Source organism: Burkholderia sp. HI2761, from assembly GCF_002223355.1.
Classification (GTDB): Bacteria; Pseudomonadota; Gammaproteobacteria; order Burkholderiales; family Burkholderiaceae; genus Burkholderia.
In genome coordinates this window covers 441,064-467,430 of the sequence record NZ_NKFN01000004.1, presented here as the reverse complement: position 1 = coordinate 467,430, position 26,367 = coordinate 441,064, and the positions used below count along the sequence as shown (strand labels likewise).

26 protein-coding genes and 5 tRNA genes are annotated in these 26,367 nt (G+C 66.1%); 16 read left to right on the top strand and 15 right to left on the bottom strand.

Annotation, left to right across the window (positions count from 1 at the left end; translation table 11 throughout):
* Positions 1 to 264: 264 nt before the first annotated feature.
* Positions 265 to 1,416 (top strand): porin, encoded by a 1,152-nt coding sequence (locus CFB46_RS08810; protein ID WP_027783825.1) that lies wholly within the window; start codon positions 265 to 267, stop codon positions 1,414 to 1,416.
* A gap of 100 nt (positions 1,417 to 1,516) precedes the next feature.
* Here the strand turns inward: CFB46_RS08810 and greB are convergent, their stop codons facing one another.
* Positions 1,517 to 2,083 (bottom strand): transcription elongation factor GreB, encoded by a 567-nt coding sequence (greB, locus tag CFB46_RS08805; protein ID WP_089499766.1) that lies wholly within the window; start codon positions 2,081 to 2,083, stop codon positions 1,517 to 1,519.
* Between the two features lie 129 nt (positions 2,084 to 2,212).
* Between greB and CFB46_RS08800 the strand changes: the two genes are divergently transcribed.
* The 3 genes from CFB46_RS08800 (at position 2,213) to CFB46_RS08790 (ending at position 2,570) form a co-directional block, all read left to right on the top strand.
* A tRNA-Arg gene (locus tag CFB46_RS08800) sits at positions 2,213 to 2,289 on the top strand.
* A 66-nt stretch (positions 2,290 to 2,355) separates the two neighbouring features.
* Positions 2,356 to 2,432, top strand: a tRNA-Arg gene (locus tag CFB46_RS08795).
* A 61-nt stretch (positions 2,433 to 2,493) separates the two neighbouring features.
* Positions 2,494 to 2,570 (top strand) — tRNA-Arg (locus CFB46_RS08790).
* A 190-nt stretch (positions 2,571 to 2,760) separates the two neighbouring features.
* On the opposite strand, the gene CFB46_RS08785 is transcribed toward CFB46_RS08790, so the two are convergent.
* From CFB46_RS08785 to CFB46_RS08770, 4 genes are all read right to left on the bottom strand, one after another.
* A complete protein-coding gene (locus tag CFB46_RS08785; protein WP_027783823.1) occupies positions 2,761 to 5,127 on the bottom strand; it encodes a RelA/SpoT family protein in 2,367 nt (788 codons plus the stop codon).
* 63 nt (positions 5,128 to 5,190) lie between these two features.
* Entirely contained in the window at positions 5,191 to 5,394 is a 204-nt protein-coding gene (rpoZ, locus tag CFB46_RS08780; RefSeq protein WP_006025620.1) for a DNA-directed RNA polymerase subunit omega, read from the bottom strand.
* Positions 5,395 to 5,452: 58 nt separating this feature from the next.
* A complete protein-coding gene (gmk, locus tag CFB46_RS08775) occupies positions 5,453 to 6,136 on the bottom strand; it encodes a guanylate kinase (protein ID WP_027783822.1) in 684 nt (227 codons plus the stop codon).
* A 70-nt stretch (positions 6,137 to 6,206) separates the two neighbouring features.
* Positions 6,207 to 7,130 (bottom strand): YicC/YloC family endoribonuclease, encoded by a 924-nt coding sequence (locus CFB46_RS08770; RefSeq protein WP_027783821.1) that lies wholly within the window; start codon positions 7,128 to 7,130, stop codon positions 6,207 to 6,209.
* Positions 7,131 to 7,303: 173 nt separating this feature from the next.
* Between CFB46_RS08770 and rph the strand changes: the two genes are divergently transcribed.
* From rph to CFB46_RS08720, 9 genes are all read left to right on the top strand, one after another.
* Positions 7,304 to 8,044: a ribonuclease PH gene (rph, locus tag CFB46_RS08765; RefSeq protein WP_027783820.1), complete on the top strand. Its 741-nt coding sequence runs from the start codon at positions 7,304 to 7,306 to the stop codon at positions 8,042 to 8,044.
* A complete protein-coding gene (gene rdgB / locus CFB46_RS08760) occupies positions 8,037 to 8,663 on the top strand; it encodes an RdgB/HAM1 family non-canonical purine NTP pyrophosphatase (protein ID WP_089499765.1) in 627 nt (208 codons plus the stop codon). Before rph ends, rdgB begins: the two co-directional genes overlap by 8 nt.
* Positions 8,664 to 8,697: 34 nt before the next feature.
* Positions 8,698 to 9,912, top strand: a complete 1,215-nt coding sequence (gene hemW, locus CFB46_RS08755) for a radical SAM family heme chaperone HemW (RefSeq protein WP_089499764.1) — start codon at positions 8,698 to 8,700, stop codon at positions 9,910 to 9,912.
* 44 nt (positions 9,913 to 9,956) lie between these two features.
* Positions 9,957 to 10,044, top strand: a tRNA-Ser gene (locus tag CFB46_RS08750).
* Positions 10,045 to 10,185: 141 nt separating this feature from the next.
* A complete protein-coding gene (locus CFB46_RS08745; RefSeq protein WP_027783817.1) occupies positions 10,186 to 10,581 on the top strand; it encodes a hypothetical protein in 396 nt (131 codons plus the stop codon).
* Positions 10,582 to 10,813: 232 nt separating this feature from the next.
* Complete coding sequence (locus tag CFB46_RS08740; RefSeq protein ID WP_027783816.1) at positions 10,814 to 11,107, top strand: hypothetical protein; 294 nt, start codon at positions 10,814 to 10,816, stop codon at positions 11,105 to 11,107.
* A 312-nt stretch (positions 11,108 to 11,419) separates the two neighbouring features.
* A complete protein-coding gene (locus CFB46_RS08735; RefSeq protein WP_027783815.1) occupies positions 11,420 to 11,911 on the top strand; it encodes an energy transducer TonB family protein in 492 nt (163 codons plus the stop codon).
* Positions 11,912 to 12,216: 305 nt separating this feature from the next.
* The gene (locus CFB46_RS08725; RefSeq protein WP_027783814.1) at positions 12,217 to 13,527 is read left to right on the top strand and encodes an MFS transporter; all 1,311 of its coding nucleotides are present in this window, start codon (positions 12,217 to 12,219) and stop codon (positions 13,525 to 13,527) included.
* A gap of 104 nt (positions 13,528 to 13,631) precedes the next feature.
* A complete protein-coding gene (locus tag CFB46_RS08720; protein WP_027783813.1) occupies positions 13,632 to 13,811 on the top strand; it encodes a hypothetical protein in 180 nt (59 codons plus the stop codon).
* 19 nt (positions 13,812 to 13,830) lie between these two features.
* Here CFB46_RS08720 and waaC read toward each other — a convergent pair whose 3' ends face one another.
* Entirely contained in the window at positions 13,831 to 14,829 is a 999-nt protein-coding gene (gene waaC / locus CFB46_RS08715; protein WP_027783812.1) for a lipopolysaccharide heptosyltransferase I, read from the bottom strand.
* A gap of 193 nt (positions 14,830 to 15,022) precedes the next feature.
* Here waaC and CFB46_RS08710 point away from each other — a divergent pair, with 193 nt between their 5' ends.
* Positions 15,023 to 16,576, top strand: coding sequence for a chloride channel protein (locus CFB46_RS08710; RefSeq protein ID WP_027783811.1), 1,554 nt, complete (start codon positions 15,023 to 15,025; stop codon positions 16,574 to 16,576).
* 116 nt (positions 16,577 to 16,692) lie between these two features.
* On the opposite strand, the gene CFB46_RS08705 is transcribed toward CFB46_RS08710, so the two are convergent.
* The 5 genes from CFB46_RS08705 to CFB46_RS08685 all read right to left on the bottom strand — a co-directional run bounded on the left by CFB46_RS08705 (position 16,693) and on the right by CFB46_RS08685 (position 19,976).
* Entirely contained in the window at positions 16,693 to 17,094 is a 402-nt protein-coding gene (locus CFB46_RS08705) for a YXWGXW repeat-containing protein (RefSeq protein ID WP_027783809.1), read from the bottom strand.
* Between the two features lie 160 nt (positions 17,095 to 17,254).
* A complete protein-coding gene (gene minE, locus CFB46_RS08700) occupies positions 17,255 to 17,509 on the bottom strand; it encodes a cell division topological specificity factor MinE (RefSeq protein ID WP_006476634.1) in 255 nt (84 codons plus the stop codon).
* A gap of 12 nt (positions 17,510 to 17,521) precedes the next feature.
* Positions 17,522 to 18,337 carry a septum site-determining protein MinD gene (gene minD, locus CFB46_RS08695; protein WP_027783808.1) on the bottom strand — a complete coding sequence of 272 codons (816 nt, stop codon included), beginning with the start codon at positions 18,335 to 18,337 and terminating at the stop codon, positions 17,522 to 17,524.
* Positions 18,338 to 18,396: 59 nt separating this feature from the next.
* Positions 18,397 to 19,182: a septum site-determining protein MinC gene (minC, locus tag CFB46_RS08690; protein WP_027783807.1), complete on the bottom strand. Its 786-nt coding sequence runs from the start codon at positions 19,180 to 19,182 to the stop codon at positions 18,397 to 18,399.
* 170 nt (positions 19,183 to 19,352) lie between these two features.
* The gene (locus CFB46_RS08685; protein ID WP_227789552.1) at positions 19,353 to 19,976 is read right to left on the bottom strand and encodes a GNAT family N-acetyltransferase; all 624 of its coding nucleotides are present in this window, start codon (positions 19,974 to 19,976) and stop codon (positions 19,353 to 19,355) included.
* A gap of 556 nt (positions 19,977 to 20,532) precedes the next feature.
* Here CFB46_RS08685 and CFB46_RS08675 point away from each other — a divergent pair.
* The gene (locus CFB46_RS08675) at positions 20,533 to 21,693 is read left to right on the top strand and encodes an alkane 1-monooxygenase (RefSeq protein WP_027783805.1); all 1,161 of its coding nucleotides are present in this window, start codon (positions 20,533 to 20,535) and stop codon (positions 21,691 to 21,693) included.
* Between the two features lie 423 nt (positions 21,694 to 22,116).
* Here the strand turns inward: CFB46_RS08675 and CFB46_RS08670 are convergent.
* Positions 22,117 to 22,207: transfer RNA gene (locus CFB46_RS08670), tRNA-Ser, on the bottom strand.
* Positions 22,208 to 22,324: 117 nt separating this feature from the next.
* Positions 22,325 to 23,626 (bottom strand): serine--tRNA ligase, encoded by a 1,302-nt coding sequence (gene serS, locus CFB46_RS08665; RefSeq protein WP_089499762.1) that lies wholly within the window; start codon positions 23,624 to 23,626, stop codon positions 22,325 to 22,327.
* A gap of 247 nt (positions 23,627 to 23,873) precedes the next feature.
* Between serS and CFB46_RS08660 the strand changes: the two genes are divergently transcribed.
* Entirely contained in the window at positions 23,874 to 24,143 is a 270-nt protein-coding gene (locus CFB46_RS08660) for a DUF2164 domain-containing protein (RefSeq protein WP_027783803.1), read from the top strand.
* 19 nt (positions 24,144 to 24,162) lie between these two features.
* Here the strand turns inward: CFB46_RS08660 and CFB46_RS08655 are convergent, their stop codons facing one another.
* Both CFB46_RS08655 and lolA read right to left on the bottom strand, forming a co-directional pair.
* Positions 24,163 to 25,473: a replication-associated recombination protein A gene (locus CFB46_RS08655; RefSeq protein ID WP_027783802.1), complete on the bottom strand. Its 1,311-nt coding sequence runs from the start codon at positions 25,471 to 25,473 to the stop codon at positions 24,163 to 24,165.
* 190 nt (positions 25,474 to 25,663) lie between these two features.
* On the bottom strand, positions 25,664 to 26,353 hold the full coding sequence (lolA, locus tag CFB46_RS08650; RefSeq protein ID WP_027783801.1) for an outer membrane lipoprotein chaperone LolA: 690 nt from the start codon (positions 26,351 to 26,353) through the stop codon (positions 25,664 to 25,666).
* Positions 26,354 to 26,367 lie beyond the last annotated feature (14 nt).

The following is a 26,367-nucleotide window of genomic DNA, read 5'->3' as shown; positions in this document are numbered from 1 at the left end:
CGTAGTCCTGATCGTTATTTCCGCTCGCTGCACCGCCGCAAACCCTTACAGCGCAATCGTTTACACGGATTTTTCGATTCTTGCGGATTCCAAAATACATTGTTTCTTAAAGCGTAAGACACGCCCGCTCCGCACACTCCGTACACTGCAGATGGCTTTCTGATACGCGCCCTGCCGCTCTGACGGACCGGCTATAGCGTCAAGCAAAACACGGCCAGTCCGCCCCAGGCTCGATCGACAATCATCCTGTTTGGAGACAGATCCATGAAAAAAACGCTGATCGTCACCGCGTTGTCGGGTGTATTCGTTACTGCAGCCCATGCTCAAAGCAGCGTGACGCTGTACGGCCTGATCGACGCAGGCATCACCTACACGAACAATCAGGGCGGGCACAGCTCATGGTCGGAACGCAGCGGCCAGATCAACGGCAGCCGCTGGGGCCTGCGCGGCACGGAAGATCTCGGCGGCGGCCTGAAAGCGATCTTCGTGCTGGAAAACGGCTTCAACATCGCCAACGGCACGCTCGGCCAGAATGGCCGCGAATTTGGCCGCCAGGCGTTCGTCGGCCTGTCGCAAGACCAGTTCGGCTCCGTCACCCTCGGTCGCCAATACGATAGCGTCGTCGACTACATCGGGCCGCTGTCGCTGACCGGGACGCAATTCGGCGGCACCCAGTTTGCCCACCCGTTCGACAACGACAACCTGAACAATTCGTTCCGGATCAACAACTCCGTCAAATATACGAGCGTCAATTTCGGCGGCCTGAAGTTCGGCGCGTTGTACGGCTTCTCGAACAGCACCCAGTTCTCGAACAATCGCGCATACAGCGCGGGCGTGTCGTATAGCTACGCCGGCTTCAATATCGGCGCCGGCTACCTGCAGTTGAACAACGACATCTCGGGGCTCACGTCGGCTGCGGTCACCAACAGCGGCGGCGCGGTGGCAGGCGACAACACGTTCGTCGGCAAGCGTCAGCGCGTGTTCGGCGGCGGCCTGAACTACACGTTCGGCCCGGCCACGGCCGGCTTCGTATTCACGCAATCGCGCGTGAACCGGGCGCTCGGCATCTCCGCGGGTGCCTCGGGCGTGTCGAACGGTCTGGCCCTCGACGGCACGTTTGCCCGCTTCAACAACTACGAAGTCAACGCGCGCTACGCGCTCACGCCGGCCTTCTCGCTGGCCGGATCGTACACGTACACCGCCGGCTTCCTGGACGGCCGTCATCCGGGCTGGAACCAGTTCAACCTGCAGACCGACTATGCGCTGTCCAAGCGGACCGACGTGTACGTGCAAGGCGTGTATCAGCGAGTCAGCACGGACGGCCTGGGCCTCGGCGCCTATGTCAATGGCCTCGGCGGCGCTTCGTCGACCAACAAGCAGATCGCGGTGACCGCCGGGCTGCGTCACCGTTTCTGACCGAAGTTGTTTCGGCACGAAAAAGCGCCTCGCGAGGCGCTTTTTTTTTGGACTGCAGGTTTCGCGGACGGCCGGCCGGGCCCGGTGCCGACCATGCGGCTCACATCCGGCTGTCCGCGGACGGATAACGCACATCGAGGACATCGATCGGCTGCGGGCCAGCCGGCGTCAGCAGCGTGACGGTATCGCCGATCCTCGCCTTGATCAGCGCGCGCGCGACCGGCGAAATCCAGCTGACGCAGCCGCGATCGAGATCGACCTCGTCGATCCCGACGATCGTCACCGTGTGATCCTCGCCGTCCGGCGTCTCGTAATCCACCGTCGCGCCGAAGAACACCTGGTCGACGTTCTCCTGCCGGCTCGCGTCGACGACTTCGGCGAGGTCGAGCCGCTTCGTCAGGAAGCGGATGCGGCGATCGATCTCGCGAAGCCGCCGCTTGCCGTAGATGTAGTCGCCGTTTTCCGACCGGTCGCCGTTCGACGCGGCCCACGATACGAGCCGCACGACCTCGGGACGCTCGACGTCGATCAGGTTCAGCAGCTCGTCCCGCAGCCGCTTGTGGCCGGCCGGCGTGATGTAGTTCTTCGCGCCCGCCGGAATCGCGGGTTGAGCCTGGTCGAGATCGTCGTCGTCACCGTCCGACTCTTTGACAAACGCCTTGTTCATGATGCAGATTCAACGTGGATGACTGATCCTCCAAGGGTACACGAAGGGCGGCCGGCCAAGGTCATGCCGCCTTATTCGCGAATAAGGCTTCCCTTTTTATATGACTCTGCTATACTTCCGCTTCTGCGTGCGGCTGTAGCTCAGTTGGATAGAGTACTTGGCTACGAACCAAGGGGTCGTGGGTTCGAATCCTGCCAGCCGCGCCACTTTTTCGAGGGCCTTCCCAACCGAAGGCCCTTTCAGTTCAAAGCAGTAGAAGTTCGTTTTTGCGTGCGGCTGTAGCTCAGTTGGATAGAGTACTTGGCTACGAACCAAGGGGTCGTGGGTTCGAATCCTGCCAGCCGCGCCACCTTTTTGGGGGCCTTCCCATCGCAGAAGGTTCCGACAGTTGAAGCAGTACCGTTTTGCGTGCGGCTGTAGCTCAGTTGGATAGAGTACTTGGCTACGAACCAAGGGGTCGTGGGTTCGAATCCTGCCAGCCGCGCCACCTTAAAAGGGCTTTCCTCCGGGAAAGCCCTTTTTCTTTTTGCGCCCGCCTCTCCTCGCCCGCATCATCGCCCCGAATGCCCTCGACAAGCGCCGGCAACATCCTCCGCGCTTTCGGCCGCCCCAATGAAAACGGCGGCCATAGGCCGCCGTCCGTCGAGCGTCGAATTCGCCCGCCACCGCGGGCGGCGTCAGTAATCCTGCCGCTCGCGCTCGATACGCATGCCGCCGTCGTGGCGCGCGTGCGCACCGTCGTCGGTCGAGCGCTCGCGCATGATCCGCATCACGTCCGGATTGGTTCTCACGCGCCGCATCACGTTCGCGAGATGCACGCGGTCGCTGACCTGGATCACGAAGCGCAGCACCGTCGATTCGTGCGTCAGATCCTCGTCCATCGCGATATGGACGATGTTCGCGTCGGCCGACGTGATGTCCGCCGCGACGCGCGCGAAGATGCCCTTCGTGTTCTTCACGAGCGCCTTCACCGCGACATCGAACAGGCGGCCCGGCTGCGGCGCCCATTCGACGTCGATCCAGCGACCCGGATCGCGGCGATGGATGCGCTGCGCGACCCGGCAATCCGTCGTATGAATCGCCATGCCCAGACCGATGCCGATGTAACCCATGATCGCGTCGCCCGGGATCGGCCGGCAGCATGCGGACAACTGCACGGACATCCCTTCGGTGCCGGTGATCACGACCGGCGGCGCGTGATGCGCCGGATGCCGCTCGGACTTCGGCAGATCGTCGTCCGCGTCGCGGCCGCTCATCAGCACCTCGATGCGCTTGGCCATCACCGCGGCGACGCGACGGCCGAGGCCGATGTCCGCGAAGATTTCCTGGCGGCTCTTGTTGCCCGTCCACTGCACGAGCTTCTCCCACACTTCCGGCTCGACATCGGCCAGCGCGAGACCATAGCCCTTCAGGCTCTGGTCGACGAGCCGCTCGCCCAGCTGCACGGACTCGTTCAGGCGCATCGTCTTCAGGTAGTGGCGAATCGCCGAGCGCGCCTTGCCGGTACGCACGAAGCCGAGCCACGCGGGGTTCGGCTTCGAATACGGCGCGGTGATCACCTCGACGATGTCGCCGCTCTTCAACTCGGTGCGCAGCGGCAGCAGCTCGTTGTTGATCTTCACGGCCACGCACTGGTTGCCGAGATCGCTGTGGATCGAATACGCGAAATCGAGCGCCGTCGCGCCGCGCGGCAGCGCCATGATCTTCGACTTCGGCGTGAACACGTAGACCGCGTCGGGGAACAGGTCGATCTTCACGTGCTCGAGGAATTCGCTCGAATCGCCGGCTTCGCTCTGGATGTCGAGCAACGACTTCAGCCACTGGTGCGCGCGCTTCTGCACGTCGCTGAGATCCGCGCTGCCGTTCTTGTACAGCCAGTGCGCGGCGACCCCCGCCTCGGCGATCTCGTGCATCTTGCGCGTGCGCACCTGGAACTCGATCGGCGCGCCGAACGGGCCGACGAGCGTCGTGTGCAGCGACTGATAGCCGTTGATCTTCGGGATCGCGATGTAATCCTTGAACTTGCCGGGTACGGGCTTGTACAGCGCGTGCAGCGCGCCGATGCACGTGTAGCAGTCGAGCGGGCTGTCGACGACGACCCGGAAGCCGTACACATCAAGCACCTGCGAGAACGACAGCTGCTTGTCGCGCATCTTGCGGTAGACGCTGTAGATGGTCTTCTCGCGGCCGGTGATCTCGGCGTCGATCTTCGCGTCGGCCATCGCGCGCTGCGCGGCCTCGAGGATCTTGCTGATCACTTCGCGGCGGTTGCCGCGCGCGGCCTTCACGGCCTTCTCGAGCGTCGCGTAGCGATGCGGGTTGAAGTTCGCGAAGCTCATGTCCTGCAGCTCGCGATACGTGTTGTTCAACCCGAGCCGGTGCGCGATCGGTGCATAGATGTCGAGCGTTTCGCGCGCAACGCGACGGCGTTTTTCCATCGGCACCGCGCCGAGCGTGCGCATGTTGTGCAGGCGATCGGCGAGCTTGACGAGGATGACGCGCACGTCGCGCGCCATCGCGAGCAGCATCTTGCGGAAATTTTCCGCCTGCGCTTCCTCGCGGCTGCGGAACTCCATCTTGTCGAGCTTCGACAGGCCGTCGACCAGCTCGGCGACCTTCGGGCCGAACCGCTCGGCCAGCTCGTTCTTGGTCACGCCCTGGTCTTCCATCACGTCGTGCAGTAACGCGGCCATCACGGCCTGCGCGTCGAGCTTCCAGCCGGCGCAGATTTCCGCGACGGCGACGGGATGGGTGATATAGGGTTCGCCGCTCTGGCGATATTGACCGAGGTGGGCTTCGTCGCTGAAGTGGAACGCCGCCTTGACCTCTTTGATTTCGTCCGGAGCGAGATACTCGGCAAGCGCGGCCGTCAGTTTCGCGATCGAAACGACGCCGTGCTTGCGCGGCTGCTCCGGTGTGGCGGTCGGCCCGAACAGATGCCGGAAGGACTGTTCGAGGACCGCGTCGATGTACTGGCGCGCAGGCGACTGAGCCGTGGCTTCGGTGGTCGGATCCGCGGAGGCGGACGATGGGGTGGTGCTCATATTCGCCTCCAGGTCGAGTCGTTGCGCGCGTGGACTACATGGCTGGAACGGGCCGGATGCGCGTTACACCGGCACCTTCTTCAGCATCTCGACGCCGACCTGGCCGGCGGCGATTTCGCGCAGCGCGACGACGGTCGGCTTGTCGCGGCTTTCGATTTTCGGCGTATGGCCTTGCGCGAGCTGCCGCGCGCGATAGGTGGCAGCGAGCGCCAGTTCGAAGCGATTCGGGATTTGCTTCAGGCAGTCTTCGACGGTAATGCGAGCCATGGTGGTAATTCCTTCTGAATATAGTGCTTATTCTACCTTATGTCCCTCGTGCCCCGCGTCATTCCGCGTGGGGCAGATGGATGCCGAGCTCGATGAACAGCTCCGTGTGTCGCGCGTACTGCGAAGCAAAACGCAGGCGCGTCGCCGCGACGATGCATTCGAGTTCCGCGAGCGCACGCTCGAAATTCTCGTTGATCACCACGTATTCCGCTTCCGACGCGTGCGCGATCTCGCTGCCCGCGGCCAGCAGGCGTCGCGTGATCACGTTCGGTTCGTCCTGGCCGCGCTTCTTCAGACGCTCCTCGAGGGCATCGAGCGACGGCGGCAGAATGAAGATGCCGACCGCGTTGCGGAACTGCTTCTTCACCTGCAACGCACCCTGCCAGTCGATTTCGAGCAGCACGTCGTGGCCGTTCTTCATCTGCTCTTCGATCCAGACGCGCGACGTGCCGTAGTAGTTGCCGTGCACTTCCGCGCTCTCGAGGAATTCGTGCGCCGCGTGACGCGTGCGGAAATCCTCGACGGTCGTGAAGTGGTAGTGCTGACCGTCCTGCTCGCCCGGGCGTGGCTTGCGCGTCGTGTACGAGATCGACAGGCAGATGTCGCTGTCCTTCGACAGCAGCGCATTCACGAGCGTCGACTTGCCGGCGCCCGACGGTGCGACGACCATGAACAGGTTACCGGGATAGACGCCGCCGTGCAGCGAATGCGACGCGTGGCCGTCGCGATGGGATTCGATCATGACAGCCTCCGCCGGGCTGCCCCCTCGTGGGGCAACGAACGTAGTGAGCGTGGGGGTCGTTTCATCTCTTTTACTCCAGGTTTTGCACTTGCTCGCGCATCTGCTCGATCAGCAGCTTCAGCGCCATCGACGCGTCGGCAAGTTCCTTCGCCGCCGCTTTCGAGCCAAGCGTGTTCGCTTCGCGATTCAGTTCCTGCATCATGAAATCGAGGCGCTTGCCGACGCGGCCGCCCTTCTCGATCACGTGACGCGTTTCGTTCAGGTGCGCGGTGAGCCGCGACAGCTCTTCCGCGATGTCGATCCGGATCCCGTACATCGTCACTTCCTGACGGATGCGCTCCGCGGCTTCCTCGCGCGTGACCACCGTCGAGCCGCCTTCGGGCGCGGCGAGGCCGAGCGCTTCCTGCAGCCGCTCGACGATCTTCTGCTGGTGCTTCGCGATCAGCTCCGGCACGAGCGGCGTGATGCGCGCGACGATCGCCTCCATCTCGGTGACGTTCGACAGCAGCATCGTCGCCAGTTGCGCGCCTTCGCGCGAACGCACGACGACGAGCTCGCCGATCGCTTCCTTGCCGCATGCGAGCACCGCGTCGCGGATCGCTTCGGCCGACACCCCGCTCTCGGCGAGCACGCCGGGCCAGCGCAGGATTTCCCCCGCGCGCAGGCGGCCGACGCCCGGGAACGAATCGAGCACCGCGCGTTCGAGATCGGCAAGCTGGCCGAGCGCCGACTGGTTCAGCGCGCCCGCGCCGATGCTCTGCTCGCCGCGCTGCAGGTTGATGCGCACGTCGACCTTGCCGCGCGACAGCTTGTTCATCAGCATTTCGCGCAGCGCGGGTTCGCACGCGCGCACGTCGTCCGGCATCCGGAAATTGAGATCGAGGAAGCGCGAGTTCACGGTGCGCAGTTCGACCGACACGCTGGTGCCGCCGTTGCCGGTGGCCGTCGCGAGTTCGCGCGTCGCGCTCGCGTAGCCCGTCATGCTGTAGATCATGGTTCGTCTCGCCGTCTGGTGCCCTCGCGGGCGGGGGATACATCGAGGCGCCCGGCGCATCGGAAGGCGCGGGGCGAGAAGCGCGCATTATCCCATTTTTGCGGACCATCCCGCCGGGCACGCCCGCCGTTCGGCGCTAAAATCGGGGTTTCCTCCCCTTCCGCGATTTCCCCATGACGTCTTCCGTTTCCCGCCCGAGCGGCCGCCGCGCCGACGAACTGCGCAAGGTCGCCCTCACGCGCCACTACACGAAACACGCCGAAGGCTCCGTGCTGGTCGAATTCGGCGACACCAAGGTGCTCTGCACCGCAAGCGTCGCCGAGCGCGTGCCCGAGTTCCTGCGCGAGCGCGGGCAAGGCTGGCTGACCGCCGAATACGGCATGCTGCCGCGCGCGACCCACACGCGCAGCGACCGTGAAGCCGCGCGCGGCAAGCAGACGGGCCGTACGCAGGAAATTCAGCGCCTGATCGGCCGCGCGCTGCGCGCGGTGTTCGATCTCGAGGCGCTCGGCCCGCGCACGATCCACATCGACTGCGACGTGATCCAGGCCGACGGCGGCACGCGCACGGCCAGCATCACCGGCGCGTTCGTCGCCGCGCACGACGCCGTGTCGACGCTGATCGCGGCCGGCAAGCTCGCGCGCTCGCCGATCACCGACCACGTCGCCGCGATCTCGGTCGGCGTGTACGAAGGCGCGCCCGTGCTCGACCTCGACTACGCGGAAGATTCGCGCTGCGACACCGACATGAACGTCGTGATGACGGGCGCGGGCGGCTTCGTCGAAGTGCAGGGCACGGCCGAAGGCGTGCCGTTCTCGCGCGCCGAGATGGATGCGCTGCTCGACCTCGCACAGGGCGGGATCGCCGAGCTCGTGCAGTTGCAGAAAGACGTCCTGGGCGCGAGCCATGCCTGACGACCTGATCCTTGCGCCGCTGTCGCGCATCGTGCTCGCATCGAACAACCCGGGCAAGCTGCGCGAATTCACCGCGCTGTTCTCGACGGTCGGCATCGAGATCGTCCCGCAGGGCGACCTCGCGGTGCCGGAGGCGGAAGAGCCGTTCGGCACGTTCATCGAGAACGCGCTGACCAAGGCGCGGCACGCGTCGCGACTCACCGGACTGCCGGCGATCGCGGACGATTCCGGCCTGTGCGTGCGTGTGCTGCGCGGCGCGCCCGGAGTCTATTCGGCGCGCTATGCGCAGCGCGCGGGCCGCGACAAGGGCGACGCGGCAAATAATGCGTATCTCGTCGAGCAACTGCGCGGCGTCGACGACCGGCGCGCCTACTACTGCTGCGTGCTCGCGCTCGTCCGCCATGCGGACGATCCGGAACCGCTGTTCGCCGAAGGGCGCTGGGCCGGCGAGATCGTCGATACGCCGCGCGGCGAACACGGATTCGGCTACGACCCGTATTTCTACCTGCCGTCGCTCGGCGCGACGGCCGCCGAACTCGAGCCTGCCGTGAAGAACGCGCACAGCCATCGCGCGCTGGCGCTGAAGGCGTTGCTCGCGCGGCTCGCGGAGGAAGCATGACCGTACCCGATACCCCTTCGCCGCGGGAGATGACATGAGCCAGGCCGCGGAAACCGGCGCGCGCGTCGTCGCGACCTTCACGTCGCCCGGCCAGGTGCGCCTCACGTCGTTGCCGCCGCTCGCGCTGTACGTGCATTTCCCGTGGTGCGTGCGCAAGTGCCCGTACTGCGATTTCAACTCGCACGAATGGAAAGGCGAACGGTTTCCGGAAGCCGAATATCTCGACGCGCTGCGCGCCGATCTCGAGCAGGCGCTCCCGCTCGTGTGGGGCCGGCAGGTGCATACCGTGTTCATCGGCGGCGGCACGCCAAGCCTGTTGTCGGCGGCCGGCCTCGACCGGATGCTGTCCGACGTGCGCGCGCTGCTGCCGCTCGACGCCGATGCCGAGATCACGCTCGAGGCGAATCCGGGTACGTTCGAAGCCGCGAAGTTCGCGCAGTTCCGCGCAAGCGGCGTGAACCGCCTGTCGGTCGGCATCCAGAGCTTCAACGAAGCGCACCTGAAGGCGCTCGGCCGGATTCACGACACCGCGCAGGCACGCGCGGCCGTCGAGATCGCCGCGAGGAACTTCGACAACTTCAACCTCGACCTGATGTTCGCGCTGCCGAACCAGACGCTCGACGAATGCCGCACCGACATCGAGACCGCGCTGTCGTTCGCGCCGCCGCACCTGTCGCTGTATCACCTGACGCTCGAGCCGAATACGCTGTTCGCGAAGTTCCCGCCGGTCGTCCCCGACGACGACGCGTCGGCCGACATGCAGGAATGGATTCATGCGCGCACGGCCGAAGCCGGCTACGGGCGCTATGAAGTGTCCGCGTACGCGAAGCCGAATCATCAGTGCAAGCACAACCTGAATTACTGGCGCTTCGGCGACTATCTCGGGATCGGCGCGGGCGCACACACGAAGCTGTCGTTTCCGAACCGGATCCTGCGGCAGGCCCGCTACAAGCATCCGGCGACCTTCATCGAGCAGGCGAAGGCCGGCACGGCCGTGCAGGAGGAGCGTGAAGTCGGCGCGCGCGACCTGCCGTTCGAATTCATGCTGAACACGCTGCGGCTCGTCGAGGGCTTCCCCGTGCACAGCTTCGCGGAACGCACGGGCCTGCCGATGAGCACGATCGAGCCGGCGCTGAAGGAGGCGGAGCGGCGCGGACTGATCACGCGCGATTTCACGCAGATCGCGCCGACGCCGCTTGGTCAGCGTTTTCTCAACGACCTGCAGGAACTGTTCCTGCGCGACGACTGAACGAATGAACGAGGCGGCATTTCGGTTACAATGCCGCCTCGTGTGGAAGCGTGGCCGAGCGGTTTAAGGCACTGGTCTTGAAAACCAGCGACGGGAAACTGTCCGTGAGTTCGAATCTCACCGCTTCCGCCAGGAAGTTCGCCCAACCCCGTCCATTCCCGGAATGACGGGGTTTTTGTTTGTACGCACGCGTGCACTTCGCACGTTCCGACGCGCCCCGCCGGATGCCGTTACAATCCCGCGCTCCGATTCGCGAAACGGGAACCCCACGTCATGAAGCCATTCATCGTCTCGTCGCTCGCCGCGCTGCTGGTTGCCGTCAGCACGCATGCAGCGGCCGACACCGCCTCCGGGAGCGACGCCCAAGCATCGTGCGCGATCGCCTATGTGACCGGCGTCGGCGGCTCACCGCGCGGCCTGAGCGAATACCTCGCGAGCCCGTCGCCCTACAACTACCTGAAGGACAACGACCTCCAGTGCAAGGTGGGCGACGACGGACGCACGTCGAACTGCACCGGCGTGACCTACCTCCGGAACGAACAGGTCAGCGTGTACGACGATTCCGATCCTGCAATGCTGACCGTCGTGGCGCGCGTGGAGCTCGACCACGGCCAGAAGTACCCGGTGATCATCGTCGTGCAGCGCAAGGACGCGCGCTGCAAACAATGACGCAGCGCAGCGCGCGAACCCGTCCTTCGAAACGGCACGCGCGGTCGTGCCCAACCTCGCGCGGCACCTGAGCCACGGGCCCGGGCAGCAACCCATCGTTGCGTCGCACCGCGCCGGAAGCCTCCCGGCCGGCCGCTCGATCATCTAGAATTCGTTCAACACGGCGACACGAACGCCGCCGCGTATTCGATGCCGCACGCGCCACCCTTGCGTGCGGCACACGGAGATCGCCATGACCGACCTGTCGACCGCGACGGACCACGTCGATTACGAAGGCTTCGAGATCCATGTCGTGCCGGCCGCGATGCCCGGCAGCGACACGCGCTATACCTACACCGGCTACGTATGCCATCCGGGCGTGAATCCCGCGTTGCCCGGCCATGCGGTGCCGTTCCATGCGGACGGCGAGGAAAGCTTCGCGAGCATCGACGAGGCCGCCCACGAAGCCGTGCACATCGGCAAGAGCATCATCGACGGCACGCACCCCGACCTGTCGGTACTGTCGCTCGTGACGCACGGCTTCTGACGCGGCCGGCCCGCATCGCTTGCGATCGCGCGGGCGGCGAGCCGAGGTTGCCGCACGGCTGACCGCGCCGCTCCGTCGGACGATCGCGGCGTGCGGTGGTTTTCAATCTCGCAACACGCACGTGCCCGTGGACGCTGTCACATGTCGCGTCACATCGCGACGCACACGCACGACGCACGTTGCCCGACGCGGCGCCCGGCCGTCGTCATCAGCGATCGCAACGACCGGTTCCGCCCGCTATGCGTTTCTCCCCATATCGCCGCGCGTCGGTGCGTCTATCATTTTTTTATCGTCCCTCCTGGCCATCACCTCATGCGCCCCCTTCTCCATCCGCGGGTCGCCCGGCTGCGTGTTGCGACGCTGGCCGCCGTCGCCCTGCTTGCCGCGTGCACGATCACACCGCCTTCGTCGCTACGCTCGGTCCTGACGATTCCATCGGTCACACGCAGCGGCAGCCTCGACCAGTATCGCGTCGAGGTCGCCCATCGTGTCGCCGAGCGCAATCCGTCCGGCATGCTGCACGGCACACCGCAGGCCATGCTGCGTTCGCTCGTCGTCGTGGCCTTCACCGTCGATGGCAGCGGCCGCGTGATCAACGCATCCGTCTATCGCAGCAACGGCGACAGCGAAGCCGAAGCGCTCGCGCTCGCGTCGCTGCGCCGCTCGGCTCCGCTGCCAGCGCCGCCGTCGCGGCTGCTCGACGGCAACGGCCGGCTCGAACTGATGGAAGGCTGGCTCTTCAACGACGACGGCCACTTCCAGTTGCAGAGCACCGCCTCCGCACAGGCGCAATCGATCGATTGACGCCCCGCCGCGGCCCCGATTGCCGGTGGGCTGCTGCGCTGGCTATAATTTTCCGCACTCGCGCGGCCATCCCGCCGCGCGTGCGTTCGCGCGCCCCACCCGGCAAGCGAGCCGACCACGCCGGCACCGGGCGGCGGCGACGTACCCGTCTCCATCGTCGACCGGCGGGTGACGTCCGCGCCCCGGCGCGCGCCCACGCCGCCACCGCGTCACCCGCATCATCCTCTGCTCGGCAGCGCCGGCAGGCAGTCGCCTGCCCGAGCGCACGCTCAGCCGACCGCCCCAACGACAAAACGGAGACATCCATGTCCGCATCCCCCCCGGCCGTTGCACACGCAACCGGTTCGGCCGGCGCCGTCAGCCACCGGCGCATCGTGTTCGCGAGCTTCATCGGCACCGCGATCGAGTTCTACGATTTCTACGTGTACGCGACGGCCGCCGCGCTCGTGATCGGCCCCGTGTTCTTCCCGCATGGCTCCGCGACCGCACAGGCGCTGTCCGCGTTCGTCACGTTCGGCATCGCATTCATCGCGCGCCCGATCGGCTCGTTCCTGTTCGGGCACTTCGGCGACCGTATCGGCCGCAAGTCGACGCTCGTCGCATCGCTGCTCGTGATGGGTGTATCCACCACCGCGATCGGCTTCGTGCCCGGCTACGACGCGATCGGCGCGCTCGCGCCGGTGCTGCTGTGCGTGCTGCGCTTCGGCCAGGGGATCGGCCTGGGCGGCGAATGGGGCGGCGCGGCACTGCTCGCGACCGAGCATGCGCCGCAGGGCAAGCGCGGCTGGTTCGGGATGTTCCCGCAACTGGGGCCCTCGGTCGGCTTCCTGATGTCGAACGGCCTGTTCTTCGCGCTCGCGCTGTCGCTGTCAGACGAGCAGTTCCGCAGCTGGGGCTGGCGCATTCCGTTCCTCGTCAGCGCGGTGCTCGTCGCGCTCGGCCTGTACGTGCGGCTCAAGATCACCGAAACGCCCGCGTTCCAGGCGGCCCTCGACCGCAACGAGCGCGTGCGCGTGCCGGTCGCGACGCTCGTCACGCAACACTGGCGGCCGACGCTGCTCGGCGCGCTCGCGATGGTCGTGTGCTACACGCTGTTCTACATCTCGACGGTGTTCTCGCTGTCGTACGGCGTGTCGGCGCTGCATATTCCGCGCCAGAGCTTCCTCGGCCTGCTGTGTTTCGCGGTCGTCTTCATGGGCCTCGCGACGCCGCTGTCCGCATGGGCGTCGGACCGCTTCGGGCGCAAGCCGGTGCTGGTCGCCGGCGCGATCGCGGCGCTGCTGTCGGGGTTCGCGATGGAACCGCTGCTCGGCAGCGGCTCGATGCCGCTCGTCGCGCTGTTCCTGACGATCGAGCTGTTCCTGATGGGCGTGACGTTCGCGCCGATGGGCGCGCTGCTGCCGGAATTGTTCCCGACCAACGTCCGCTATACGGGCGCGGGCGTCGCGTACAACCTCGGCGGGATTCTCGGCGCGTCGATCGCACCGTATATCGCGCAACTGCTGGCTGCGCGCGGCGGGCTGTCGTGGGTCGGCGGCTATGTGTCGATTGCGGCGGCGATCAGCCTGATCGGCGTACTGCTGATGCGCGAAACGCGCGACGCGTCGCTCGTCTGACCCTCCGGGGCGACCCGGGTTGTACGGCGGCGAGCGCTCTCTATACTCGATTCTGGGCGCGTCGCTGCGCGCCCGGGGATCCCGCCCCGACAGGAGCCGCCGCCATGAATATCCGCCTCGGCAATGCCGATCTCATCATGATCCTCGCGCTCGCGCTGGGAGGCGCGCTACTGCTCGCGCTGCGGTTCCGGCCGAAGACCTGGCGCGGCCTCGTGTTCGAGGCGCTGCTGGCGAATCTGGCGGCCATTGCCGCCGTCGTCACGGTCGAGGTGTTGCTGGCCTGAACGCGGCCGCCGCGCCGCGTCAGGCCGACAGCCGCGCGCGCAACGCGCCGTAGGCCGGGCAAACCGCATCGATCGCGTCCAGCGCCTCGTCGACGGTCGGCATCGCGCCCGGCTCGCCGATCGACAGCGCAGTCGGTGCGCCGCCGATGCCGCAATGGTGGCGCGACGTCGCGACGAAAATCATCACGGTCGGCCGCTGCAGCGCGTGCGCCATGTGCACGAACCCCGTATCGACGCCCACCACGAGCGCGGCCCGGCCGAGCGCCGCACCGAGCTCGCGCACCGTCATCGCCGGTAACACGATCGCGCCCGGCGCACGGGCGGCGATATCCCGCGCATCGTCGTGCTCGGCCGCCGATCCCCACGGCAGCAGCACGCGCACGCCGCGCGCCATCATCTCCGTGGCAAGGGCGGCCCAATGCTCGGCCGGCCACTTCTTGTCGGGATTGGACGTCGCATGGAACAGCAGCACGAACGGCTCGCCGTCGGTCACGGCGGCCGGCAGGCTCGCATCCTGCGGCGCGACCACGCCGTACGTGGCAGGCCCTTCGGGCACGTAGCCGAGCGCTTCGCCGGCACTCACGCGCATCCCGTGCCATGCATCGCAGTCGGGCCGCGGACCGAAACGGTGCGAATACGCGAAGCGCGCACCCGTTTCGCCGAGATCCTGCGTCTGGTAGCCGACGCGGCGCGCGGCACGCGCCAGCGACGCAATGATCGCGCTCTTGTAGACACCGTGCAGATCGATGACCGCGTCGTACCGATGCGCACGCAACGCACCGATCGATGCCGAGATCGCCTTCAGGTCGCCGGCATTGCGCAGTTTCTTGAAGCGGCGCAGCGGCGCGCACAGGACGGCGCTCACGCCCGGATGCCAGCGTACGACCTCCGCGCACGATTCGTCCACGGCCCAGTCGACCGTCACGCCGGGGAAGGCGCGATGCAGGTCGGCGACGACGGGCAGCGTCTGGACGACGTCGCCGAGCGACGTCACTTTCACGATAAGGATGCGTTTCACGATTTGCGGGAATTCTCGACTGGCCATCTCGGCATGCTAACGACGGTTGCTATGTGCAGACATTACGCGCGCATTACATTTGCAACAAATTGCATCTCTTTTGTGAATTTTTGTCGCTCCACGCGGGCTTTTGTCGTCCCCGCTGGTATCCGGTTCTTTTTATAATCCATTCTTTGCCTCCCGGCCCGCCCCAATGCCGCGCCCCGCCCTCCCCGCGCTGTTTCCCGCCCTCACCCGCCGCTCGCTGCGAATCTGGCGCCAATATGGTGTTTTCTGGCTCGGCGCGATCGTCGTCGGCCTCGCTGCCGTACTGTACGCCCGGTTGATCGACTGGGGTTACGAGACCTTCCGCGCGATGCGCGATCACGCCGTCTGGCTGCCGCTGTTGCTGACGCCGGCGATCGCCGCGATGTCGGCATGGATCACGCGGCGCTTTTTTCGCGGCGCCGAGGGCAGCGGCATCCCGCAGGTGATCGCGACGCTGCATGCGCGCCCGAGCGCATTCGGCGCGCGGCTGCTGACGCTGCGCATCCTGTTCGGCAAGGTGCTGATCTCGTTCCTCGGCATCCTGGGCGGCTTCACGATCGGCCGCGAGGGGCCGACGGTACAGGTCGGCGCGGCGCTGATGTTCAACCTGCGGCGCTTCTACCCGCGCTCGAACGCGCAGATCGAACGCCAGCTGGTGCTGGCCGGCGCGGCGGCCGGGCTGTCCGCCGCCTTCAATACGCCGCTCGCCGGGATCGTGTTCGCGATCGAGGAGCTGACCCGTAGTTTCTCCGCGCGCGCCAGCGGCGTACTGATCACCGCGATCATCCTCGCCGGCGTCGTCGCGCTCGGCCTGAACGGCAACTACACGTATTTCGGCACGATCGACACCGGCCTCCATTTCCCGAAGCTGCTGGCGGTCGCGGTGCTGGTCACCGCGATCGTGACGGGCATCGCGGGCGGCCTGTTCTGCTGGCTGCTGCTCAATACGGGCCGCTGGCTGCCCGCGCGACTGCTGGGCCTGTATCGCGAGCGGCCGATCACGTTCGCCGCGCTGTGCGGCTTCATGATCGCCGTCGTGGGCCTCGTATCCGGCGGCACGACGTTCGGCAGCGGCTATGCGGAGGCGCGCGGCCTGCTCGACGGCAGCCAGCAGCTGTCGGTGTTCTATCCGTTCCTGAAGATGATCTCGATGGTCGCGTCTTACCTGCCGGGCATCCCGGGCGGGATCTTCGCGCCGTCGCTGTCGATCGGCGCCGGCTTCGGCAACCTGCTGCATACCGTGTTCAGCAACATGAGCCTGCCGATGCTGATCGCGCTCGCGATGGTCGGCTATCTTGCCGCCGTCACGCAGTCGCCGATCACGTCGTTCGTGATCGTGATGGAAATGATCAACGGTCATGCGCTGGTGATTTCGCTGATGGCGACCGCACTGGTATCGAGCCGCGTATCGCGCTTTTTCGCGCCGCCGCTCTACGAAACGCTCGCGCAGCGCTATCTCGCGCCGCCCGTCGCGGCCGTCGCGCCGGCGGCGGCAACTGCAGCGGCCGCCGCGAGCAACGTGACCGACGTGACGGAACCCCAGGATGCAAACGCGGCCCCCGCCGATCCGCTCGACACGCTGCGCGATGAAGGCGGCGAGGAGCCGGCCGCCGCCGCGGCCGACAGCCCCGTGCATGCGCCGGCGCCGCACGATGCCGGGCCGGCTGCGACCGACGCGAACGATTCGGCGCAACGGCACGGCCCGCGCGACGCTCAGTAGATCACGACGGGCGCCGGCCGGTAGTAGACCGGCCGCGCCGGCACGACGATGCACCCGGCCAGCGTGATCGCGACGAGCACGATGGCGATTGCGGTTCTTTTCATCGCGCGCCTCCGTCAAGCCCAGTGGCCACGCGTCCAGAACCAGTTCGGGCCGCGCTGGTCCCAATGCCCGGGCACCCATTGCATGCCCACGCGCTCGGTTTCCCAGTGGCCGCCGATCCACACGTAGCGGCCATGATCCCAGTGCCAGTGCCCGCGCTCCCACACGTAGCCCACGCGCGTGGCCGGTACGATCTCGTAGCGTACGGGCGGCGGCGCATTCGGCGCGACGACGACGATTTCCTCGGTGCGCACGGCGACCGGCTCCGCGATGACCATACGCCCCTGCGGCGCGAGCACGGGCGTACCGACGAGGATCTCGTCCGCATGCGCGGCGAACGGTGCGACGACGGCTGACAGGCCCGCGGCAAACAGCGCGAGCGAAACGATACGACGTGAAGCGGTAGAGACGGCCATCACAACCTCCAGGTTGAACAAGTCACGCGAGCGTATTCGTTCAATGCGGGAGAGTCGATTACGGCCGACAGGCGCCGTGTTACGGCGTGCCCGAAAGTGCAACAGGGCGTAAGACGCGCACGGCGGCGGGCGCCGCCGTGCGGAGGGATACGCGCAAGCGTCAGGCTTGCGGAATCTCGATCTTCACTTCGAGGACTTCGAGGTCGTCCTGGCGCTCCAGGCTCACGCGGATGTCATCGTCCGAAATATGGACGTACTTCGAGATGACCGCGACGAGCTCTTTCTGCAGCGCCGGCAGGTAATCGGCCGGCGGCCGGCCGCCGACCCGCTCGTGCGCGATGATGAGCTGCAGGCGCTCCTTCGCGACCGATGCGGACTTCTTCTTCTCGCCGAGGAGAAACGAAAGGATGGACATGGGCGGCCTCCGTTACTTGCTGCCGAAGAGGCGCTGCAGCAGGCCCGGCTTCTGGTAATCGGTGAAGCGCAGCGGCTTGTCCTCCCCGAGAAAGCGCGAGACGACGTCCTTGTACGCTTCCGCGACGTCGGTGCCGTCGATGTGCACGGCCGGCAAACCCTGGTTCGACGCGTGCAGCACGGCTTCCGACTCGGGCACCACGCCGATCAGCTTGATGCGCAGGATCTCGCTGATGTCTTCCAGCGACAGCATCTCGCCTTCGCTCACGCGCTTCGGGCTGTAACGCGTGATCAGCAGGTGTTCCTTGATCGGCTCCTTGCCTTCGGTCCCGCGCTTCGTCTTCGACGACAGGATGCCGAGAATGCGGTCCGAGTCGCGTACCGACGACACTTCCGGGTTCGTGACGATCAGCGCTTCATCCGCGAAGTACATCGCATGCAGCGCGCCGGCCTCGATACCGGCCGGCGAATCGCAGACGATGTATTCGAAGTCCATCGCGACGAGGTCGTTCAGCACCTTCTCGACGCCGTCGCGCGTCAGCGCATCCTTGTCGCGCGTCTGCGACGCCGGCAGGATGAACAGGTTCTCGCACTTCTTGTCCTTGATCAGCGCCTGGTTCAGGTTCGCTTCGCCCTGGATCACGTTCACGAGGTCATACACGACGCGACGCTCGCAGCCCATGATGAGATCGAGGTTGCGCAGGCCGACGTCGAAGTCGATCACGGCCGTCTTGTGGCCGCGCAGCGCGAGGCCCGACGCGAAGCTCGCGCTCGTCGTCGTCTTGCCAACGCCGCCCTTGCCCGAGGTCACCACGATGATTTTTGCCATTTACCCAATACCCTGTGTTCGTCAATGAGAGCCGATCGATCCGGAGCGCACCGCGTGAATCACGTCAGGCGCAGCGGTTCGATCATCAGTTTTTCCTCTTCGAGCCGGATCTGCACCGATTTGCCCAGTACGTCGGCGGACAGCGGGTTCTCGGTCGTTCGATAGATACCCGCGATCGAAATCAGTTCCGGTTCGAGACACGTGCAGAAAATGCGCGCGTCGTGATTGCCGTGCACGCCCGCTAGCGCGCGGCCGCGCAACGGCGCGTAGATGTGGATATTGCCTTCCGCGATGATTTCCGCGCCGTGACTGACCGGCGCGAGCACCACGAGGTCTCCTTTCGCGTAAATCTGCTGCCCCGAACGCAACGGCCGGTCGATCACCAGCGTCTGGCCGCCGGCCTGCAAGAGCGTCGGCGCGGGCTCCGACGGCTGTTCGGGCGCCGCCGCGGCTGCGGGAGCGGCGGCGGTCGCGGCGGCTGGCACGGCCGCCGGTTCCGCTTCGTCGGCAGGTTTCGCCGCCGGCGCGCGGCGATCGCGCGCCTCCAGCAACGGCAGACCGGCTTCCCCCGCCCAGCCCTGCGTTGCCAGTGCGACGACGCCCACCGGGCGCATCCGCACGTCGTTCAGCATCTGCCGGATGTCCGCGAGCGCGACGCGTTCGCCGTCAGCCAGGCGGCGGACGTCGATCGCGACGACATCGTCGGCGAAAAACTCGGGAGTCGCTTCGAAGCGCTTGACCAGTTCGGCACGCAACGCATCGAGATCGGTCGTCTTCACGGTGAACAGCAACGTATCGACCGATCCGCTGCGCAGCTCGAAGAATGGCGATTTTTTAAGCGACATGGACACTCTGCAAAAATTTTTTGCGTATTTTACAGGCGTCCACGCACGCGGCCATTATTTTTGGGACGCGGGGTTGCGGCGGCACGGGCGGACGCGCCACCGGCCAACGGGCAGGCCAGCGGGCGAACGGGCCGTCATCGCGCCGCGCGGCTGGGTATTTTGAGGTCGCGTCAGTGCTTCACCTGCGACACGAACAGCGATTTCATCGCGCCCGGTATGCGCGCGATCGGCGCGTGTTCGCCGGTGTTGCCGAAACCGGCACGCTCGTAAAAGCGGATCGCGTTGCGGTTCGCATCGGCGATCCATGCGTAGACGTCGGTGGCGCCGCGCTCGGCGAGCCATGCGGTGGCCGTCTCCAGCAGCAGCACGCCGCCGCGCAGGTGACGCACCGCATGCGCCACCCACAATTCGCTGACGAACGCGCGCCGATCGGGCGTGTTGTCGAAATACGCGCCGATCATGCCGGCCGGGTGGCCTTCGGTGTACAGCAGGAAAGTCGTCGACTCATCAGAGACAGCGCGCTGCGCGGCAATCGCCGACGCCGCGTCCGTTTCGACGGTCAGCAATTCGGCCTCCGGCGCTTCGCCGGGTGCGTAGGGCTCACGCAGCGATGCGGCGCGGAGTTCGCGATACACACCGCCCTGATCGGCAGCGATACGACGAACGGTCAAGGTCGAACTCATGCAGGCACAGCCCCCTTCGGACAGCAAGCTAGTAGCTTCAACCGAAAGCGGGGCATGAGTCAAATCGTAATTTTCAAATGGCGGCGCGGATCGAAAGGCGGCAGATGTCATCAGCGACGATACGCGCCGCTCGATGTGCAGATGCAGCATCGATGCATCGACGCAGGCGGGCGGACGGTAAGCGCGATCTCATGCTCCGGCAATTCGCGTCGTTCTCCTTGCGATGCGCGGCCGGCCGGTTTTGACTCGCATTGCATTGCGTTGCCGCGACCGTAATGCTACGTAATATAAGCAGGCGGAAAGCGCGCGGTGCCCCTTCTTCGCCAGCCCGGTTATTGCGACGCAACATATGTTGCAGCCCCGTCATACCGGCCTGTGCACGCGGCACGGCGAGCCATTCGTCTGACAAACGCGTCGCCGCCGCGGGCCGATCCGCCGTCGGCGGCATGTTTCAATCGGCGCGTGCCGGCCCCTTCCCGACGCACGTTGCGCGCACCCCGTCGTTTGGAGCGACGCGCCTAGCGCCAGAGTTTGGCAAGCGCGCGCACCCAGTCGTATAACAGGCAGAACCGGGCAGCGATCCGGCGCCGCCGCGCACGCGGCGGACCACGACGATTCGAACAATCTGCATGCGGCCGCCCGCGGGCCGGCCGACTGGAGGGAGACAATGGCAACGACCGACGGATCGGCTTCGGGCTGGTCGGATGGCAAGCGTTACCTGTGGCTGCTCGGCGCGCTGACGATTACGCTGCCGATCCTCGCCGCGCAGCTCGCGCTGTCGACGGGCCTTCACGTGTTCTGGTGGTTCGGTCCGCTGTTCGCGTTCGGCGTGATCCCGATCCTCGACACGCTGATCGGCGACGATCGCGACAATCCGCCCGAAGCCGCCGTGCCGCATCTCGAACGCGAGCGCTATTACCGGTACATCGTCTATCTCGCGACTTTCGTCGAATACGTCGCGTTCTTCACGTGCGTGCGGATCGTCGGCACGCACGCGCTCGCGTGGTACGACTACGTCGGCTTCGCGCTGTCGCTCGGCGCCGCGACGGGCATCTCGATCAATACCGCGCACGAGCTCGGACACAAGACCGACCGCTTCGAACGCTGGCTCGCGAAGGTCACGCTCGCGCCCGTCGCGTACGGCCACTTCTACGTCGAGCACAATCGCGGCCATCACGTGCGCGTCGCGACGGCCGAGGATCCGGCGAGCGCGCGCTACGGCGAGTCGTTCTGGGCATTCCTGCCGCGCACGGTGACGGGTGGCATCCGCTCGGCGTGGCGGCTCGAAAAGGCCCGCCTCGAACGGCTCGGGCATTCGCCGTGGACCTGGCGCAACGAAGTGCTGCACGCGTGGGCGATGACCGCCGTCGTGTGGGGCATCGCGATCGCGATGGCCGGCAAGGTCGTGATCCCGTTCCTCGTGATCCAGGCCGCTTACGGCGCGTCGCTGCTCGAAGTCGTGAACTACGTCGAGCACTATGGGCTCGGCCGTCGCAAGCTGCCGAGCGGCCGCTACGAACGCTGTACGCCGCAGCATTCGTGGAACAGCAATCACGTCGTCACGAACCTGTTCCTGTACCAGTTGCAGCGACACGCCGACCATCACGCGAATCCGACGCGCTCGTACCAGGCGCTGCGCCACTTCGACGATGCGCCGCAATTGCCGGCCGGCTACGCGACGATGATCCTGTTCGCGTACGTGCCGCCGCTCTGGTATCGCGTGATGAACCCGCGCGTGGTCGCGCACTATCGCGGCGACATGGCGCAATCGAACATCAAGCCATCGATCCGCGACAGGGTGCTGGCGCAGTATCCGACGGCGGCGTGATCGTTCGGTAAGGATTGTGCGGAAGCCGGCGTGTGCCGCTTGAAACGGTCGGCGCGCCGGCATCCGGTTTTGCACGCACCCGGTGTCGCAGCGACGCCGTCACGCCTCATTGAACGTGGCCCTTGCCTGCGGCGCGCTCGACGCGCGTTGCGAACGCCCACGACCGCGATGGCCGCAATCCGCCATGCAATAACCGTCAGGACTTCCGACAGTCGGTTCGTCATCGGGCGGTGGCGGTCGTGATGCAGCGAGTCTGCATCGAAGCTGCGGCACGATCGTGCGCGCGGTGGATCGCCATCGTCTCGGCACGATCCGATCCGCCGGTAGCCGGCCTGTCGCCGCAGCATCGACAATCGACGCATTGCACCGGCGACCCAAAACGAAAAACCCCTTGATCCTTCCGGATCAAGGGGCTTCGTATTTTGGCGGAGAGGGTGGGATTCGAACCCACGGTACGGGGAAACCGTACGCCTGATTTCGAGTCAGGTACATTCGACCACTCTGCCACCTCTCCTTCCTTACTGCATTTCGCGGTTGGTCACTCCCGCGAAAGAAAAGATTATAAAACGATCTTTTCTTGGCTGACAAGCCCCCTCGGCAAATTTTTTTGCGGGGCTTCGGAAGGCCCGCGTTACGACGCCTGTGCAGGCGCGTCGATCCGCTCCATGCCGCCCATGTACGGACGCAGCACGTCCGGCACCGTGACCGAGCCGTCCGCGTTCTGGTAGTTCTCCAGCACCGCGACGAGCGTACGGCCGACCGCCAGGCCCGAACCGTTCAACGTATGCACGAGCTCCGGCTTGCCTTGCGCGTTGCGGAACCGCGCCTGCATCCGGCGCGCCTGGAATGCCTCGGTGTTCGAGCAGCTCGAGATTTCGCGATAGGTGTTCTGCGCGGGCAACCACACCTCGAGGTCGAACGTCTTCGCGGCCGAGAAGCCCATGTCGCCCGTGCACAGCGTGATCACGCGGTACGGCAGGCCGAGCTTCTGCAGGATCGCTTCCGCGTGGCCGACCATTTCGTCGAGCGCCGCGTACGACGTTTCCGGCGCGACGACCTGCACCATCTCGACCTTGTCGAACTGGTGCTGACGGATCATCCCGCGCGTGTCGCGGCCGTACGAACCGGCTTCCGAGCGGAAGCACGGGGAATGCGCGGTGAGCTTGATCGGCAGCGCGGACGCGTCGACGATCGACTCGCGCACGGTGTTCGTCAGCGAAATCTCGGACGTGGAGATCAGGTATTGCGTGACCGTGTTTTCCGCACCGCCCTTCTCGACGCGGAACATGTCGTCCGCGAACTTCGGCAACTGGCCCGTGCCGTACAGGATCTCGGGATTGACGATGTACGGGGTGTACGTTTCGGTATAGCCGTGCTGCTGCGTGTGCGTGTCGATCATGAACTGCGCGAGCGCGCGGTGCAGGCGCGCGATCGGGCCGCGCAGCATCGTGAAGCGTGCACCGGCGAGCTTCGCGCCCGTCTCGAAATCGAGGCCGAGCGGCGTGCCGACGTCGACGTGATCCTTCACCTCGAAATCGAACTGGCGCGGCGTGCCCCAGCGACGCGCCTCGACGTTGTCGGCTTCGTCCTTGCCGACCGGCACGCTTTCGTGCGCGACGTTCGGCATGCCCAGCATCAGGTCGGACAGGCGCGCCTGGATCTCGCCGAGCTTGGCTTCTCCCGCCTTCATCTCGTCGCCGATCCCGCCGACCTCGGCCATCACGGCCGACGTGTCCTCGCCCTTCCCCTTCATCGCGCCGATCTGCTTCGACAGGCTGTTGCGGCGCGCCTGGAGCTCTTCGGTGTGGGTCTGGATCGCGCGGCGTTCCGCTTCGAGCGCGGAGAACGCGGCAACGTCGAGGGTGTAGCCGCGATCGGCGAGGCGCTTGGCGACGCCGTCGAGGTCTTTGCGCAGCAACTGGATGTCGAGCATGGGAGGACTTGGAAAAATCGTTGTGTAAGACGGGAATTCTAACGCACCCGGCGGCGGCCACGGCGTCGTCCGGACGGACGATGCCGCAAATGGGCGGCCATGGCGGTATCGTATTGGCAGTCCGCGGCATCGGCGCCCGGCGAATTGCCGCGCGCCTCGCCATGACGGATCGCAACACGCCCGCGCCGTCTGGCGGCAACGAATCGAGCGGAGCGTCGGCTCCGCGTCACAGCCCCCGGGGAATCCGATGAGCATCGAACTCGACAAGGAGCTACGCGATCGCGCGATCGCGTCGCTGCAACGTTATTTCACAGAAAACATGGACGAGCCGATCGGCAACATCCAGGCCGGCGCGCTGCTGCATTTCTTCATCCAGGAAATCGCGCCGGCGGTCTACAACCTCGCGATCGCCGACGCGCAGGAACGCCTGCATGCGCGGGTCGCCGAACTCGACATCGAATGCCACGAAGAGCCGTTCGAATACTGGAAGAAACAACAGCCGGGCCGCAAGCGCTGACGCATCCGCGGCAGCGCCGTCAGTCCTTCTTGCCGGCCTCGCGATCGAGCTCGCGCAGCCATGCAAGCTTGTCGGCGATCTTCGATTCGAGCCCGCGCGGCACCGGCTGGTACCAGCGCGGCTCGCGCATCCCGTCCGGCAGGTACGTCTCGCCGGCCGCGTACGCGTTCGGCTCGTCGTGCGCGTATCGATACGCGTGACCGTAGCCGAGCTCCTTCATCAGCTTGGTCGGCGCGTTGCGCAGGTGCACGGGCACCTCGCGCGACTTGTCCTGCTTCACGAACGCCATCGCCTGGTTGAACGCGTTGTAGCCGGCGTTGCTCTTCGCCGCGCACGCGAGATAGATCACGGCCTGCCCGAGCGCGAGCTCGCCTTCCGGCGAGCCGAGCCGTTCGTAGGTTTCGGCAGCGTCGTTCGCCACCTGCAACGCGCGCGGATCGGCCAGGCCGATGTCTTCCCACGCCATCCGCACGATGCGCCGCGCGAGATACTTCGGATCCGCGCCGCCGTCGATCATCCGGCAGAACCAGTACAGCGCGCCGTCCGGGCTCGAGCCGCGCACCGACTTGTGCAGCGCCGAAATCTGATCGTAGAAGTTGTCGCCGCCCTTGTCGAAGCGCCGCGCGTTCAGCGTCATCGCGCTGCCGACGAAATCGGCATCGATCGTCGCGACGCCGGCCGACGTCGCCGCCGTCTGCGCCTGTTCGAGCAGGTTCAGGAAGCGGCGCGCGTCGCCGTCCGCGTAGCCGATCAGCGTATCGATCGCCTTGTCGTCGAACGCGAGGCCGCCGAGCGCGATGTCCTGCGCGCGCTTCAGCAACTGGCGCATCTCGTCGTCGCTCAGCGACTTCAGCACGTACACCTGCGCACGCGAGAGCAACGCCGAATTGACCTCGAAACTCGGGTTTTCGGTCGTCGCGCCGATGAAGGTCACGAGGCCCGACTCGACGAACGGCAGCAGCGCATCCTGCTGCCCCTTGTTGAAGCGGTGGATCTCGTCGACGAACAGGATCGTGTGGCGCCCGGTGCGATTCAGCGTGTCCCTCGCCTGCTCCATCGACTCGCGGATGTCCTTCACGCCGCTGAGCACCGCGGACAGCGCGATGAACTCGCAGTCGAACGCGAGCGCGGTGAGCCGCGCGAGCGTCGTCTTGCCGACGCCGGGCGGCCCCCACAGGATCATCGAATGCGGCTTGCCCGATTCGAACGCGAGCCGCAGCGGCTTGCCTTCGCCCAGCAAATGCGTCTGGCCGATCACCTCGGCGAGCGTTTTCGGCCGCAGCGCCTCGGCGAGCGGACGGCGCGGCTCGACTTGAAACAGGTCGGACATGAACCCTCGCTCCACATCAAACGATGGCGGCCGAACCGGCCGCCGGACCCGACATTATGACAGCCGCACGACGGCGCCGCCGGGCCTGGTGTCCGCGCCCGGTGCCTGGCGCCTGATGCCCGCGCGCAGAAACGACACGGGCCTGCCGTCGCCGGCAGGCCCGTTAGGGAAAAGCAGTGCGCGGCGCCCGTCAGCCGTTGATCACGTCCGCGCCCTTCGGCACGACGAACTTGAACGTATCGCCCTTCAGCGACGGATTCGTCTGGATGTTCGTGAAGGTCAGCAGCGTGACGTTGCCGAACACGTCGTGCAGCTCCATCGCGGCGAGCGTGCCGTTCCGGAAGCCGATGCCGATCCGCTGGAACTGCGTGTCCTGCGCCTTCGGCAACATCTCGAGCCACTCGATGCCGCCCTTCTCGCCGGCATCGCGCAACGTGTAGCTCTTGTCGAGGTCGTTGCTGCCGAACAGGATCGCGGCGGGGCTCGCGCCCAGCGCACCGTTCAGCTTGCGCTCGGTGACCTGGTTCAGGTCGCGGTCGTACACGTAGAGCTTGTCGCCGTCGGCCTGCAGGACCTGCTGATACGGCTTCTGGTACGTCCAGATGAACTTGCCCGGCCGCGCGAACACGAACGTGCCGCTCGAATTGTCGGTGGGCTTCGGCGCGGCCTGCGCGGCGCTCGCGCCCTTGGCCGGCGCCTTGACGATCTGCTGCGTGAAATCGCCCTTCGCCGAACGCACCTGCGACACGAAGGCCTTCAGTTGCTCGGTGCCGCCCGCGAACGCGTGCGTCGCCGCGAGCATCAGCGATGCGCCGGCGAGCGCCGCGCCGAGCCAGCGCCGCGTCGAACGAAGGGACATTGCGAACGAATGTTGCTGCATATAGCGGTTTTCTC

Coding starts and splice junctions, on each gene's coding strand:
- lolA (WP_027783801.1), bottom strand. CDS start 26,353: ATGCAGCAACATTCGTTCGCAATGTCCCTTCGTTCGACGCGGCGCTGG.
- CFB46_RS08740 (WP_027783816.1), top strand. CDS start 10,814: ATGACCGACCTGTCGACCGCGACGGACCACGTCGATTACGAAGGCTTC.
- rdgB (WP_089499765.1), top strand. CDS start 8,037: ATGCCTGACGACCTGATCCTTGCGCCGCTGTCGCGCATCGTGCTCGCA.
- CFB46_RS08720 (WP_027783813.1), top strand. CDS start 13,632: ATGAATATCCGCCTCGGCAATGCCGATCTCATCATGATCCTCGCGCTC.
- minC (WP_027783807.1), bottom strand. CDS start 19,182: ATGTCGCTTAAAAAATCGCCATTCTTCGAGCTGCGCAGCGGATCGGTC.
- CFB46_RS08705 (WP_027783809.1), bottom strand. CDS start 17,094: ATGGCCGTCTCTACCGCTTCACGTCGTATCGTTTCGCTCGCGCTGTTT.
- CFB46_RS08710 (WP_027783811.1), top strand. CDS start 15,023: ATGCCGCGCCCCGCCCTCCCCGCGCTGTTTCCCGCCCTCACCCGCCGC.
- serS (WP_089499762.1), bottom strand. CDS start 23,626: ATGCTCGACATCCAGTTGCTGCGCAAAGACCTCGACGGCGTCGCCAAG.
- CFB46_RS08660 (WP_027783803.1), top strand. CDS start 23,874: ATGAGCATCGAACTCGACAAGGAGCTACGCGATCGCGCGATCGCGTCG.
- CFB46_RS08685 (WP_227789552.1), bottom strand. CDS start 19,976: ATGACATCTGCCGCCTTTCGATCCGCGCCGCCATTTGAAAATTACGAT.
- CFB46_RS08770 (WP_027783821.1), bottom strand. CDS start 7,130: ATGATCTACAGCATGACGGGCTACGCGAGCGCGACGCGCGAACTCGCG.
- CFB46_RS08655 (WP_027783802.1), bottom strand. CDS start 25,473: ATGTCCGACCTGTTTCAAGTCGAGCCGCGCCGTCCGCTCGCCGAGGCG.
- rpoZ (WP_006025620.1), bottom strand. CDS start 5,394: ATGGCTCGCATTACCGTCGAAGACTGCCTGAAGCAAATCCCGAATCGC.
- CFB46_RS08725 (WP_027783814.1), top strand. CDS start 12,217: ATGTCCGCATCCCCCCCGGCCGTTGCACACGCAACCGGTTCGGCCGGC.
- greB (WP_089499766.1), bottom strand. CDS start 2,083: ATGAACAAGGCGTTTGTCAAAGAGTCGGACGGTGACGACGACGATCTC.
- CFB46_RS08735 (WP_027783815.1), top strand. CDS start 11,420: ATGCGCCCCCTTCTCCATCCGCGGGTCGCCCGGCTGCGTGTTGCGACG.
- CFB46_RS08745 (WP_027783817.1), top strand. CDS start 10,186: ATGAAGCCATTCATCGTCTCGTCGCTCGCCGCGCTGCTGGTTGCCGTC.
- minD (WP_027783808.1), bottom strand. CDS start 18,337: ATGGCAAAAATCATCGTGGTGACCTCGGGCAAGGGCGGCGTTGGCAAG.
- rph (WP_027783820.1), top strand. CDS start 7,304: ATGACGTCTTCCGTTTCCCGCCCGAGCGGCCGCCGCGCCGACGAACTG.
- hemW (WP_089499764.1), top strand. CDS start 8,698: ATGAGCCAGGCCGCGGAAACCGGCGCGCGCGTCGTCGCGACCTTCACG.
- CFB46_RS08675 (WP_027783805.1), top strand. CDS start 20,533: ATGGCAACGACCGACGGATCGGCTTCGGGCTGGTCGGATGGCAAGCGT.
- minE (WP_006476634.1), bottom strand. CDS start 17,509: ATGTCCATCCTTTCGTTTCTCCTCGGCGAGAAGAAGAAGTCCGCATCG.
- CFB46_RS08810 (WP_027783825.1), top strand. CDS start 265: ATGAAAAAAACGCTGATCGTCACCGCGTTGTCGGGTGTATTCGTTACT.
- gmk (WP_027783822.1), bottom strand. CDS start 6,136: ATGATCGAATCCCATCGCGACGGCCACGCGTCGCATTCGCTGCACGGC.
- CFB46_RS08785 (WP_027783823.1), bottom strand. CDS start 5,127: ATGAGCACCACCCCATCGTCCGCCTCCGCGGATCCGACCACCGAAGCC.